General features: G+C 50.1%; 1 protein-coding gene. It reads right to left on the bottom strand.

The annotated features are described in order from the left end of the window. Nucleotides 1-43: 43 nt before the first annotated feature. Nucleotides 44-15,784 (bottom strand): non-ribosomal peptide synthase/polyketide synthase, encoded by a 15,741-nt coding sequence (locus tag DF182_RS27095; protein WP_113618886.1) that lies wholly within the window; start codon nt 15,782-15,784, stop codon nt 44-46. Nucleotides 15,785-15,804: the final 20 nt, after the last annotated feature.

Below are 15,804 nucleotides of genomic sequence, written 5' to 3'. Positions count from 1 at the left end.
GCTATTTGATTTAAGTAAGAGATATAAAGGGTCAACGGACATTTTACAGTGTAATCGTTTCAAGATCCTCATCGTCATCAGTGGTATCTTCCTGGTTAACTTTCACGTAGCGGGCCAACTGCTCTATGGTAGCCAGCTGGAAGAAAGTCCTGACGGCCACTTCCACCTGGAATTTTTTACGGACCGTTGACAGCAGGCGTATTACCTGCAGCGAGTGTCCTCCCAGCTCAAAGAAGTTATCCTGCACGCCTATCTTTTCCAATCCCAGCAGATCCTGCCATACTTCCACCAGCAATGCTTCTGTTTCATTACGGGGAGGGATATACGTTTGTGAAGACAATTCCTGTATATCTTCCGGTGAAGGCAATGCTTTGCGGTCTACTTTTCCATTGGCTGTCAGCGGTAGTTTATCCAGGGTAATCAACAGTGAAGGCACCATATATTCGGGCAACCGGCTTTTGAGCAAAGCCTGCACGCTGTCTCTGTCGAAATCGGCTGCAGTCACTACATAACCCACCAGTTGTTTATGCCCTCTCCTGTCGGGTCTGGCCACTACTACCGCCTGTTGTATCTGTTCGTGCTGTTGCAGGGCATGTTCTATTTCGCCCAGTTCCACGCGGTAGCCGCGTACCTTCACCTGGTCATCGATGCGGCCCAGGTATTCCAGGCTTCCATCCGGCAGCCAGCGGCCCAGGTCTCCGGTGCGGTACATACGTACAGTCATACCCGTTATAAACGGATCGTTGATAAACTTCTCTGCTGTTAGCTCTGGCCGGTTGAGGTAGCCCCTGCCTACGCCTACCCCGGAAACACAGATTTCTCCGGGTACTCCCACAGGACACAATTGCATGTCTTCACTGGTAACATATATATTGAGGTTCTGCACAGGATATCCCAGCGGGATATTGGACTGTGTCGGCGTTTCATACATAAAGTAATGACAGATATCATCCGAAGCTTCTGTAGGGCCATAGGCGTTTACCACAGGTATACGGGAATAATGCGGATGTGTAAACCATTGGGCCAGCACCTGCTGAGTGACTGCTTCACCAGTTACCATTAAGAATTCCAACTGTTCCAGCTGAGCGGGTATATCTTCCTGCAGCACCGCTGCCAGATAAGAAGGTACCAGCTCCAGAATAGTGACCTGCTGCCGTTCTACAGAACGGATCAGGTTTTCAGGATTCAGTATTACTTCGTCCGGATACACAATAGTTGTTCCTCCGCAAAGCAATGCGGAAAACATCTGCCATACCGAAATATCGAAGGTATACGAAGCCGTATATGCAATGACAGAACGGTGGCTCACATGCAGGTCGTGGATCTTTGCATACAGGTGGTTTAACATACCCCGGTGTTCGATCAGCACGCCTTTAGGAGTTCCGGTAGAACCGGAAGTATAGATGATATAAGCCAGATCTCCCGGTGATGGTCCTAAAGCCGGAGGTGTCAGCGGGCGGAGATACAATTCGTCTTCCCGGTCGTCCAGTACTATCACCTGAACGCTGGCGGCTGATTCCATTTTTTGTTTCAGGCGTACATTACTTACCACGATTTCAGCCTTCACATCCTGTAAAAGGAATGTGGTCCTTTCCACCGGATAAGCAGGATCTATGGGCACATAAGCCCCGCCAGCCTTCATAATGCCGAGTATACCCACCAGCATCTCCATAGACCTGTCAATACATATCGGCACAGGCATATCTTTTCTGACGCCCAGGTTTTGCAGGTAATTAGCCAGCTGGTTGGATTTTTCTTCCAGCGTCCGGTAGGTGAGTTCTTCGGCTTCAAAGATAATGGCAGTAGCATCCGGCATCCGGAAAGCCATCTCCCTAAGCAATGTTATAATGGTTTTTCCCTGCGGGAAATCTGCTTTTTTATGATTCAGGTCCTGGGTCAGATATTGGTATTCTGCTGCCGGCAACATTTCCAGTTGTTGTAAAGTGGCATTATCACTACCCGTCATCTGTATCAACACCTGTTCAAAATGTCTGCCAATGGCTTGTACATAAGATTCTCCGAGGAGGTCTGCATTATACCGCAGCGTAACACGAATGGTGTCAGATACCGCCACTAGTATTTCCAGCGGCAGATTCGTTTGTTCATGTACCGCAACATTCTCTATCTGCACCGGCCATTCCTGTGTCTCCAGCACTTTGCTCACCGGATAGTTTTCATATACCAGCAGGCTGTCAAACCAGTCGCCGGAAATGCCTGTCCAGCGCTGTATATCGTCTAATGGTGTATATTGATATTCCCTGCACTGCAGCTGAGAGGCCTGCAATTCCTGTAACCATTCTGCCACAGGTTTTCCCGGTACGATCTGCGCGTACAACGGCAGGGTATTGATATACATACCCACCGCCTGTTCCACACCCGGCAAACCTTCCGGACGGCCAGACACTGTAGTACCGTAGGCCACATCCCTGCGACCGGTATAACGATATAACAGGTACGCCCACACGCCCTGCATCAGTGTATTGGGCGTGATACGATGACGCTGTGCAAAACGGTTGATCTCACTGGTAGTCAAAGTATCCAGCTCGAAATGCTCCTGGTAGTAGGTACCTGTGCCACTGTTGCGTTCTTCAGTAGCGCCTATAAAAGGCAACAAAGTAGCTTCTGAAGCATCTTTCAGGTAATTGCGCCAGAATGTTTCTTCCTCTTCCCTATCGCGATGTTCCAGATACCGCACATAGTTTTCGTAGCGGTCTTCCTTTACCGCTGGCAAAACGGTTTGTTTGACAACGGACTCGTATATACGCAACAGACCTTCCAGTATCAAAGGCAATGACCAGCCATCAAAAAGAATGTGATGGGAAGTCCATAACATACGGTGGCGGTTTTCCTCCAGCCGGACCAGTGCGAGGCGCATCAAAGGCGCTTCCCTGAAATCAAATCCATTGTTGCGGTCAGCAGTTGCATAAGCCTGCAGCGCCTGTTGTTGTTCCGCTTTTGTCATGTTGCGGTAGTCCAGCACTGTTACCGGCAGCTGTACATCTTTGTATACACATTGTACGGGGATACTGAATTCATCATAATGGAAGCTGCTCCGCAAGGCGGTATGCCGTTGCAATAACAGGTTCCAGCTTTGTACAAAGGCGGCTTCATTCAGTTGCAACAGATCGCAGGCAAACTGCTCCATATAAGCACCTGAGTTTTCGTCGTACAGTCCGTGGAACAACATCGCTTCCTGCAGGCCGGTAAGGCGGTACAGCCCATCTATACGTGCGCGTCTGGGGACACCGTCAGGCGCTGCATCCAGGAACTGGTCCAGTTCCTCTACACTGACTTCCTTACCTAAACCAAAATCAGACGGAGTAGGCAATGAAGTTAATTGTGCCACACAATGTTCAATCAGGGCTTCCAGATGAGTGATATAAGCCGCCGCCATTTTTTCGATACCGGCCGCATTAAAGTGTTTGCTGCTATATTTCCAGCGAAGCACCAGCTCATCCTCCTGCACCATACCATCAATGGATATCTTCTCTATTACAGAAAAATCCTTTCCTATGGCGCTTCCTGGCGATTCTGCGGCTATCCGCAATACGCCTTCCTGCGCAGTGATGTTGCCGGTTTGACCGAGGTAGTTAAATACAACATCCCATGGATCTCTTCCCTGTAAAGTGGTTTCTTTGTTAATATATTTTAATACACCATATCCCAGGCCCTTATCCGGTACGCTCCGCAACTGCTCTTTCACGGATTTTAACAGGATACTGATGTTGTTATGTTTTACGGCTAACGTTAACGGATACATGCTGGTGAACCAACCTACGGTACGGCTGGTGTCTGCATGGGTCGCTATGGATTCGCGCCCATGGCCTTCCAGGCCTACCACCACTTTGGCTGTTTGATTCCACTCGGCTAAAGTAACAGCCAGAGCAGACAGCAGCAGATCATTAATCTCAGTATGGTAAGCTTTAGGAGCTTCCTGCAACAGTCGTCTGGTTTGCCCGGCATTGAGCCGTACTACATGATTTAGTGTATCCGTTACCGTGATAATACCATCAAACTGTTTATCGGTCACCAGGGGCGTATAACTTTCAGCGGCCTCTTTCCAGTAGCCCAGCTGCGTCTGCAGGCGGTTTCGCTGACCGTAGTCTGCAAGTGTATTATACCACTGGCGATAGGAGTAACTTTTAGGCCCCAGCAGTTCTGCGCCTTTTCTACGGGAATCGTTTTTCAGCAGCAGTTCCAGGTCTTCCAGCAGAATACGCCAGGAAACACCATCTACTGCCAGGTGATGTATCACGATCAGTAACCTGTTTCGTTCTTCCTGGGCTGGCGTCTGGATAAATACAGTACGAACAGTAATCCCCTGTTCTATGTAGAGGCTACGCTGGTAGTGATCACCCAGTGCGGTAATCTTCTCTGCCAGTGCGCTTTGTGCTGTTGTACGCAGATCTGCTACTTCCAGGATACCTTCGTGTATGCCATAGGTTTGCTGCCAGCCATTTTCATCCTGACTATACACAAAACGTAAGGCGTCATGATAACGCAGCAGTTCTGACACGGCCCATTCCAGCACAGGTATATCAATGCCTTTGTCTACCTCCAGCAGGATGCCCTGGTTAAAATGGGTTTCACCGGTTGTATTAGCAGTATGATCGAAGTACCATTGCTGAATAGGCAGCAGACCACTGTTGCCGGTCAGCAGGCCCTGTTCTCCCTGACTGGTGGCGCCCTGTTGTTTTGATATCAGCAAAGCAGACAAACCGGCTATGGTCTGATGTTTAAACAGGTCTGAAGGATGCAGGTCGTATCCTGCGCGTCTTGCCCTGCTTACCACCTGTATGGTGATAATGGAATCACCACCCAGCTCAAAGAAATTATCGTATATCCCTACCTGTTGTACCCCCAGAAGGCTTTGCCATATGTCGGCGAGCTGTTGTTCTGTTTCATTGGCCGGCGCTACATAGGCTTCACTGGCGAAGACAGTGTTATCCGGCTCCGGCAGTGCCTTTTTGTCCACTTTACCGTTAGGAGTCAGCGGCATGGTGTCCAGTATGATGAACAGAGAGGGCACCATATATTCCGGGAGACGTTCGCGCAGGAAGGCCGCCACCTCTTCGCGGGCGGGCAGCTGTTCTCCGGCGATATAGCCAATGAGGCGTTTATTGCCACCGGCATCTGTTTTCACCAGTGCTACCGCTTCGCGTATATCGGGGTGCTGCAACAACACATTTTCAATTTCACCCAGCTCTATACGATAACCGCGAAGTTTCACCTGGTCGTCTATACGGCCCAGGTAGCCGATGTTACCGTCCGGCAGCCAGCATGCCAGATCTCCGGTCCTGTATAATCTGGCGCCCTGGCCGGCAAAGGGATCAGCTACAAATTTCTCTGCTGTCAGTGCCGGATTATTGAGGTAACCTTTTGCTACCTGTACCCCACCAATATACAGTTCACCGGCTACACCCAGTGGTATCGGTTGTCCGGCCACATCCAGGATATAGACGTTTACGTTAGTAAGTGGTTTACCGATGGGTAACATATCCCGTTTTCCGATATCCTGCGGACGGAACAGATAGGCAGTAGCCACTACCGTAGTTTCCGTAGGTCCGTATTCGTTATAGAAGTCCACATGCCGGCCCCATTCCATGGCCAGGTGCAGGCTGCAAGCCTCACCACCGGAGACCACCCTTCTCAGGGAGCCATAATTACCGGGTGTAATGGAAGAAAGGAAGCCGGGTGTAGTATCGAGATGGGTAACTTTTTCCTGCTCCAGCAGCTGTTCAAACTGTTGTCTGTCCAGCCTTAGCGCTTCAGGGATCATTACGAGCACCGCTCCGTTTACCAGCGGCAGGAACATCTGTTCTACGGCCGCATCGAAACAATAGTTGGAAAACTGTAATACCCTGTCTGCATGATCGATGCCAAAGTCGCGGCTACGATGACTGATAAAATTCACGATGGATTCGTTGCTGATCACCACTCCTTTGGGCTTACCGGTAGAGCCGGAAGTGTAAATCACATAAGCCGGATCGGAAGGCGTGGCTGACGGCAATACATCCGGCAAATGCTGCAGCTGTCTTTCATTCCTCCATTCATCGAGTAATATCAGCTCTGTATCGTCCTGCTGGTTAAACAAATACTGATGCGTACCGGTCGTAATAATCAGTTTACCTGTACCCAGGTCTTCCAGTATGCGGCTGATACGTTCGGCCGGGTGAAGCGGGTCCAGTGGCACATAAGCGCCGCCTGCCTTCAGGATGCCCAGTATGGCTATCATCATCTCCAGCGAGCGATCTACACACAAGGGGACCAAAGAACCAGCCCTGATGCCTTTATGCGCAAGCAGACATGCCAGCTGGCCGGCACGTTCTTCCAGCTCCTGATAAGTCAGGGCTGCATTTTCAAACACCAGCGCAGTAGCTGCCGGCGTACGCATCGCCTGTTCTGTAAACAGGTTTATCAGTGTTTTGCCAGCCAGTTCCGGTTGTTCACTACGGGTATCATTAAACGTAAAAAGCAGTTGTTTTTCTTCTTCCCGACCTAACATCGGTATAGCCTGTATCAGGGTGCCAGGAGCCTCCGCAATGCCACGGAGCAGTTGTTCGAAATGCCGTACCATCCTGTCTATCGTGTCAGGACTAAACAGGTCCACACAATACTCTATACTTCCGGAAAGGCCGTCGGCACTATCTTCCATGGTGAAGCTAAGGTCAAATTGTGTGGTGGCATAAGACAATGGTTCCGCTGACAACTGCAGTCCTTCCAGTTCCAGCGCCGGTGTAGCAGGCATGTTCTGCAATAAAAACATTACCTGAAACAACGGACTTCTGCTAAGGTCACGCTCTTTAATAACGGCTTCGACTATCTTTTCAAAAGGTATCTCCTGATGCTGATAAGCACCCAGTGTTGTTTCTTTAATCTGCTGCAGCAGTGTACTGAAGGGCTGTTGACCGTTTACATGGCTGCGCAGGGCCAGTGTATTGATAAAGAAACCTACCAGTGCTTCTGTTTCCTGTCTGGTTCTGCCGGCCACGGGACTTCCCACACATACATCTTCCTGTCCGCTGTAGCGGTACAACAAAACTTTAAATGCAGCGAGCAGGGTCATAAAGAGGGTCACATCCTGTTGGCGGGACAATGACCGTAACTGCGCCGTCAGCTCCTTATCGAGGCGGAACCAGGTTACAGCGCCGCGGGTACTCTGCACTGCAGGCCGCGCATGATCTGTAGGCAGCTGCAATACTTCCGTACTATGCAGCTTTTCTTTCCAGTATTCCAGCTGTACAGCCAGCACATCATCAGACAGATAACGCCGTTGCCAGATGGCATAGTCGGCGTACTGCAGCGGCAACAAAGGCAGACTGACTGCTTCATTACGGATAGCTGCTGTATAAAGTGCTACGAGTTCTTTTACGATTACTGCAGAAGACCAGCCATCAGACGCAATATGATGCACCACTGTTACCAGCAGATGTTCTTCTTCGGACAACATGATCAGGTGCGCACGCAGCATATGATCACGGGAAAGATCGAAAGGAGCATGTACCAAAGACTGCACCATAGAAGACAAGGCCAGCGGGTCTTCGCGAAACACCGGTTCATCCGTGATATGCAGCTGCCAGCTGTCTTTATCCTGGATACGTTGCCATGCCTGACCATCGTCCTGTTCTATGACAGTGCGTAATATTTCGTGGCGGTTCACAATACCCTGCAGCGCTGCGGTCAGCGCGACTTTGTTAAGTGCGCCTTTCAGCCTTAATACCACCGGGATATGATATTGTACGCTTCCTTCCAGTTGATCTATAAACCACAGGCGCTCCTGACTAAAGGAAAGCGGAATTTTTTCCGGCCGTGGCGCAGCTTCTATGGCTGGTAATATGGTGACCTCCTGCTCCTGATGCAGGATAAAGTCTGCCAGCAGCGCAACGGAAGGATGTGTAAATACTGATTTTACCGGCAGCTCTATCTGCAGCTGTTTACGCAAAGCAGCTACCAGTCGCATCGACAAGAGAGAGTTTCCTCCCAGTGCAAAAAAGTTATCGTTAACGCCTACACGAGGAATATCCAGTATATGTTCCCAGATACCTGTCAATAACTGTTCTGTTTCATTGCGCGGTGCCACATATTCACTGGATGCCAGCGCGGCCGCATCAGGATTAGGCAAGGCCTTCCTGTTGACCTTACCACTGGCTGTCAGCGGTAAGGCGGACAGCTCCATCAGCAAGGCAGGTATCATATAATCCGGCAGGCGGCGTTTTAATCCGTCCATAATGGCGGTACGGTCAAAGTTTCCTGTGGGCACCACATATCCGATCAGGCGTTTGCTGCCGTCGGCAGCATCTCTGGCTGTCACCACGGCTTCGCGTACCAGCTCACTCTCCAGCAATACACTTTCTATTTCTCCCAGCTCAATTCTATATCCTCTGATCTTCACCTGATCATCTATCCTGCCTGCATATTCAATGTTGCCATCGGGCAACCAGCGGCACCAGTCGCCGGTTTTGTACAGACGGGCGCCCGGCATATGATTAAATGGATCTTTGACAAATTTTTCCTGCGTAAGTGTATCACGGTTTAAATATCCTCTTGCTACCTGTACCCCACCGATATGCAGTTCGCCAAAAACGCCTGCAGGCAAAGAGTTACCGGTACTGTCCAGGATATAGAGCTGCGTATTGGCCACCGGCTTACCGATGGATACGATATCCGTTTCCTGGAAATCAGCCGGCACATCCCAACAGGTAACGTCGATGGCTGCCTCCGTAGGTCCGTAGAGGTTATAGAGTCCTGCATGCGGAATTTTTTCCCTGAAGCTGCTCACATGTTGCGACTTCAGTGCTTCGCCACTGCACAATACACGCCTGAGGCCCGGCACTTCACCCTGTGAAACATTTTCCAGGAAGATGTGCAACATGGAGGGCACAAAATGTATGGTAGTGATACCATAGCGGTCAATAGCGGACTTCAGATAGTCTGTATCCTTTTGTCCGTCGGGCACCGCCATCACCAGTCTGGCGCCGCTTATCAGGGGCCATAACAGTTCCCATACAGATACGTCGAAGCAGAAGGTTGTTTTTTGCAATACAGCATCTTCCTTTGTTAAGGAGAAATACTGTTGTGTCCATAACAAACGGTTCACTACACCAGCATGTTCGTTCATCACGCCTTTAGGCTTGCCGGTTGATCCGGAAGTGTAGATCACATAAGCCAGCTGATTTGGATCTATAGCCTGTTGTGGCGGAGTGACCGCATAAGAACGAATCTGTTCTTTTTCTTCATCCAGCAGGATGATACCTGTAGTGCCGGCAGGCAATGCACTTACGCCGGTTTTATCTGTCAGGATAATATCCGCATGGGTATCAGACAACATATGTGCAATCCTTTCCTGCGGATAGGCAGGATCTACCGGTACATATGCCCCACCTGCCTTCAGGATACTCCAGATGGCCACGATCATGTCCAGTGAGCGTTCCAGGCACACCGGTACCAGTGTTTCCTGTTTTACGCCTTTACTGTTGAGATAATGGGCCAGCTGATTGGTATATTCATCCAGTTCGCGGTAAGACAAGGCGGTGTCTTCAAAAACGACAGCAATAGCATTGGGTGTTCTGCGGACCTGTGCAGAGAAAAGCTCTACCAGGTTTTTGTATTCCGGCCAGGTAACGGCCGTATTATTGAAGGTTAGTAGCTGTTGTTGTTCCAATGGTGTCAGCCATTGCAGTGCGGGCAAAGGAGCAGCCGCATTTTCCAGCATCTGCTGCAGGATGGTTTCAAAATGACCTGCTATCGCCTCCATGTATACCACTGGCAGCAGGTGACTGTTATAGCTGAAGCGGATATTGATCACCGCGCCCGCGCCGATGAGGATTGTTAATGGATAATTGGTTTTTTCCTGTACTGCCACATTCTCCACCTGCAATTGCCATGACTCGGCTTCAATCACTTTGCTGACCGGATAGTTTTCAAATACCAGCAGGCTGTCGAACAGCTCGCCAGCAAGGCCGCTCCAGCGTTGGATAGCATCCAGTCCGGTGTGTTGAAACTCCCGGCTTTGCAGCTGGTTGGCCTGCAGCTCCTGCAGCCACTGTACCAGTGGTTTATCTTCCTGTATAGCTGCATGCAGCGGAATGGTGTTGATATACAAGCCCACCCGTTGTTCTATGCCCGGCAGGTCTTCCGGACGGCCGGAAACCGTTACGCCATAAGTGATATTTTCATGGCCGGTATAGTGATATAACAGGCACGCCCACACGCCCTGCATGAGGGTATTGATGGTAATATGATGCTGATGGGCGAAGGCAGCTATTTTAGCGGAAGCAGCTGTGTCTAGTTTCACCAGATGATCTTTGTAATCGCCCGTTTCTTTGGTGCGATCAACGCCTGCTTTGATGAAAGGCAGCAGGGTGGCTTCTTCCACGCCCTGCATATAGTTGCTCCAATAGGAAGCTTCCTGTTCCTGGTCTTGTTTATCGAGGTAGCGGATAAAATCTTCGTAGCGGTCTTCCGGCGCAGCAGGCATTACTTCGCCTTTTACAGCTGCTTCATAGGCCCGTAGCAGTTCTTCTACCAATATCGGAACAGACCAGCCATCAAACAATATATGATGGAAAGTCCACAACAAACGGTAGTTATCGTCTTTCAGACGGATAAGGGCGATGCGCATGAGCGGCGCCACCTTAAAATCAAATGCTTTGCGGCTATCGGCCAGCATAAAATCCCGTATCGCCTGTTGCTGACGGGTTTCGTCCATCTGGCTGTAGTCCAGTATCTCCAGCGGAAGCGACACCTCCTTGAAAATACCCTGCAACGGAATCGCTGCTTCATCACTGAAGAAAGCTGTACGCAGGATGCTGTGTTGCCGGATCAGCTGTTCCCATGCAGTACGGAAAGCAGCCGGTTGTAATGACAACAGGTCGCATGCAAACTGTTCTATGTACGCACCGGAAGTTTTGTCGTACAGACTATGAAACAGCATACCTTCCTGTAATGCACTCAGGCGGTACAATCCGGAGATCTGGTCACGCCGGGACGGGCCGGTGTGGACAGCATCCAGAAAGGCATCTAATTCATTATTGGAGACAATACCATTCAGACCATAATCCGAAGGGGTGAAAACCGGTGTCTCCAGTGTCGCACAATGAGCTGTCAGTGTTTGCAGCTGTGCAATATAATCTGCGGCCAAAGCCTGTATCTGTTGTTCATCAAAATGTCTGGTACTGAAAGTCCAGACCAGCACCAGCGCTCCATCCCTCACAATACTGTTGAGGGCTATTTTCTCCTGCATCACATACTCCTCACCCACGCCGGCGCCGGATGATTCATTCACCAGGCTTAAGAAGCCCTGTTGTTTCACAACATGATCTGATTGCCCCAGGTAGTTGAACACAATGTCCCAGGGATCTTTCCCTTGCAGGGAGGTAGTTTTAGCCAGATGTTTAAGCACACCGAAACCGATACCTTTATCCGGTATGGACCGCAGCTGTTCTTTCACAGATTTGAGGATCTCCCCAGGAGCAGTGCTACCGCCGGTTTCCAGCAGTACCGGATACAAGCTTGTAAACCATCCCACGGTACGGCTCATGTCCATGCTGCCGATATCCTGGCGGCCATGGCTTTCCAGTCCTATACAAACGCGGCTTGCCTGGTTCCATTTGGCAACTGCCAATGCCAGCGCACTTAATAAGATATCATTGATTTCGGTATGATAAGCCCTGGGAGCCTCCTGTAGCAGCTGCTGTGTGAAAGTGGCGTCCAGTTTTGTTTCCAGGCTGCTAAAGTCCGCAATGGAAACAGGTCCATCAAAATTTCCGGTGGTGCGTATACGTTGCTCCTGGCCTGCTGCTACTGTTTTTTCCCAGTAAGGCAGCTGGCTGGTGAGGCGGCGTTGTCCGGCATAGGCCGTCAGTGCTTCCACCCATTGACGATAGGAGTTTCCTTTATCGAGTGATAAGGTGATGGTTTCTTCGCCCACGGCCTGTTTGAGCAACACTTCCAGGTCTTCCGCCAGGATGCGCCAGGATACGCCGTCTACAGCCAGGTGATGTACTACTATCAGCAATCTGTTGGCGACTACGGTATCGGCTGTTTGCAGTAAAACGGCCCTCATCAGGATACCTTTTGTGATATCGAGGCTGCGATGCACCTCACGGCTATACGCAGCGATATGCTCTGCGAGGTCTGCTGCAGCCACTTCCCGCATATCCTTTATTTCCAGGCCGGCTTCATAAGTACCATAGGTCTGATGCCAGCCCTGATCATCTTTCTGATAAACAAAACGCAGCGCATCATGATAACGTACCAGTGCTTTGATAGCCGCAGCAAGATGTGCCGGTGTAACCTCTTTTTCAACTCCCAGCAAAGCACTCTGATTAAAATGACCCGCAGCTCCTGCATTGGTGTCAAAAAACCATTGCTGTACCGGTAACAGGCCACAATCACCTGTCAGCAGCCCTTGTTCGCCAGTGGTCCCTTGTTCCTTTTGTTCGGCCATCAGTACTTCAAGGCGTTCAATCGTCTGATGCGTAAACAGATCACGGGGATGCAGTTTGTACCCGGCCCTTCTTGCCCTGCTCACTACCTGTATGGTAATGATGGAATCACCACCCAGTTCAAAGAAATTATCGTATATGCCTACCCGTTCTATGCCCAGCAGATCCTGCCAGATCTGTGCCATATCACGGCCTGCCTTGCTTTGCGGCGCCACATAGGTATAGGAGGACAGACCTGTCATATCCGGCTCTGGCAGCGCCTTTTTATCAATTTTACCATTAGCCGTCACCGGTAGTTTTTCCATCGGCACCAACAGAGAAGGCACCATGTACTCCGGTAATTTTTCTTTCAAATAAGCAAGAATAGCCTCACGGTCAAAGGTGCCGGCAGCCACGACGTATGCCGCCAGTCTTTTAACGCCTTTATCATCTGTTCTTACCACTACTACGCCCTGCGTCACCAGTTCAGAAGCCAGCAGCACACTCTCCACCTCTCCGGGTTCTATCCTGAAACCACGGATCTTCACCTGATCATCCATACGGCCCAGGTAAACGATATTGCCATCCGGCTGCCAGCGGGCCCGGTCTCCGGTACGGTACAACCTGGCGCCAGGCTCTTCACTGAAAGGATTCGGGACAAATTTTTCTGCAGTGAGTTCAGGTCTGTCGAGATAACCAAGTGACAGCCCATCACCACCCACATATAGTTCTCCGGCCACGCCTACCGGTACCAGCTGCTGAGCAGCATCCAGCACATAGGCGGTACGGTTATTCAGCGGCACTCCGATAGGTGTACTGGCGGTGAGCCCCTGACTGTTGATATGGTAACTTAAAGAGAAAGTAGTATTTTCCGTAGGGCCGTAGATGTTACTGATGTTGATATTCGGATAAGCTTGCCGGAACCGCTCCGCATGTTTTTCAGACATTTTCTCTCCTCCGACAAGGATAGCGGAAAGCCGCGCAAACACAGTAACATCCGTATCTACCAGCTGATTGAACCAGCTGGTAGTAATAAACAGCGCCGTTACTTCCTTACTATACAGTTCCTGTTTAAACACAGCGCTATCCAGCAGACTGTTTTCCGCACTTAATACCAAACCGCCACCATTCAGTAGCATACCCCAGTATTCAAAGGTGGTGGCATCAAAGGCCAGCGAGCCCGCAGACAGGATTCTATCGGTATTCTTCAGGGAAACATAATTAGGTTGTAATACCAGGCTCGTGATATTCCGGTGAGTGACCAGCACACCCTTGGGCTTACCGGTAGAACCGGAAGTATACATCACATACGCCAGGTCCTGCGGTGAAGGCAGATTATCAAGATCCGCCACCGGCTGTGCTTCCAGCAGTTCGGGCAGCTTGTCTAAAAATATCAGTTCCGTTTCCGGCCTTTCTTTGGTGAATCGTTCATTGAATGTTGTAGTGGTCAGCAACAGATTACTCCTGCTTTCTTCCAGCATAAAGTTGAGCCTTTCTGCCGGATAAGCCGGATCTAAAGGCATGTAAGCAGCGCCGGCCTTCAGAACCGCCAGGATGCCTATCATCATTTCCAGTGAACGTTCCATACAAACCGGCACCAGACTGCCTTTCTGTACACCTTTACTGCGGAGATAATGGGCCAGCTGATTTGAACGCTCCTGTAATGCACCGTAATGCAATACTGTTTCTCCAAACATCACCGCTACTGCATCCGGTGTTTGTGCTGCCTGTGCGGCAAACAATGCCGGCACAGACTGATCGCCTGCATAATCAACAGCAGTATTATTGAATGCTGTTAAAGCCTGCTGCCGCTCATCATCAGTGAGCAACGGCAACACACTGATCATTGTATCAGGTGCCTCTAATATGGCTGTCAGCAGCTGCCGGAAATGTCCGATCATCCTGTTGATGGTCTGCTCATTAAAAAGATCGGTGCAATATTCCATCCTTCCGGTAAAACCTGATTCACTCTCTTCCATGGAACAGGTCAGATCAAACTTGGCCGTGGTATGTTCTGTGCCGACAAAGGAAAAGGTAACACCGTCCAGCTCCAGCTCCGGCGATGCCGGCATATTCTGCAGGGCAAACATCACCTGAAACAACGGGTTTCTTGCCAGGTCTCTTTCCTTTACCACCGCTTCTACTATCTTCTCAAAAGGAAGTTCCTGATGATCGTAGGCTGCCAGGGTAGTTTGTTTGATCTGTTGCAGCAGGGTGTTAAACGCAGGCTGCCCGCTCATATCACTGCGCAGTGCTAATGAATTGATGAAGAAACCAATCAGGTTTTCCAGCTCTTTCCTTGTTCTTCCCGCCACCGGCGTACCTACACAGATATCATCCTGCCCGGTATAACGGTACAACAGCACCTTAAAAGCGGCCAGCAGCGTCATAAAGACGGTAACACCTTCCTGCTTCGAAAAGGCCTTTACCTTTTCTGATATATCACTGTCAAGGCTAAACGAAACGATAGCACCACGATTACTTTGCGAAGCAGGCCGGGGATAGTCTGCAGGCAGTTCCAGCACCGCTGTACCGGACAGTTTATCCTTCCAGTATTGCAGCTGTGCCTCCAGTGTTTTACCGGATAAATATTTCCGTTGCCACAAGGCATAGTCGGCATACTGTGTATGCACTACCGGTAGTTCAGGTATCACGCCCTTCACCAGCGCATGATACAGCTCAACCAGTTCTTCTACGATGATACCGGTAGACCATCCATCAGCGGCAATATGGTGCAATACCGCTACCAGCAAATATTCATCAGTACCAGGAGCTATCAGATGTGCCCGCAACATATGATCTGTTGACAGGTCAAATGGTTTGTCGATGATGGCTTGTATAGCCACAGGTAGTGCAGCCGGATCGTTATAATAGTCAGGAGTCAGCACATCCAGGTCCCAGGCATCTTTGCCAAGTACCAGCTGAGTGGCAACACCACCGGTTTCGCGGAAGACGGTGCGCAGCACTTCATGTCTGTTGACGATTGTTCTCAGTGCATCGCGGAGGGCTGTTATCTGCAAATCTCCCTTCAACTTCAGCACTATCGGTATATGGTATTTCACGCTGCCTTCCAGCTGGTCGATGAACCACAAACGTTCCTGGCTATACGACAAACGGATATCCGAAGCTGCGGCAGCAGCGCCGGCGATGATCTGTTCTTCATCTCCGGCGCCTGCCTGGTGCAACAATGCTTTTATTTCCTCCCGGTGTAATTTTATCTCTTCCAGGAGTTCCGGCGCGATGCCGGTATTTTTGGGTGTCTTAAATTTAATTTTACCATCTTCCAGAAAAAGCACTACGCCATTCTCTCTCGCCTTCGTCACTACTGCTATTGCTTTATTGAAGTTAACCTCAATCATATGTTATTATTAAAATAGCC

This window comes from Chitinophaga flava, assembly GCF_003308995.1.
GTDB lineage: Bacteria > Bacteroidota > Bacteroidia > Chitinophagales > Chitinophagaceae > Chitinophaga > Chitinophaga flava.
The sequence above is the reverse complement of the archived record's forward strand: the minus strand, read 5'-3'. Positions and strand labels throughout refer to the sequence as shown.

Coding starts and splice junctions, on each gene's coding strand:
- DF182_RS27095 (WP_113618886.1), bottom strand. CDS start 15,784: ATGATTGAGGTTAACTTCAATAAAGCAATAGCAGTAGTGACGAAGGCG.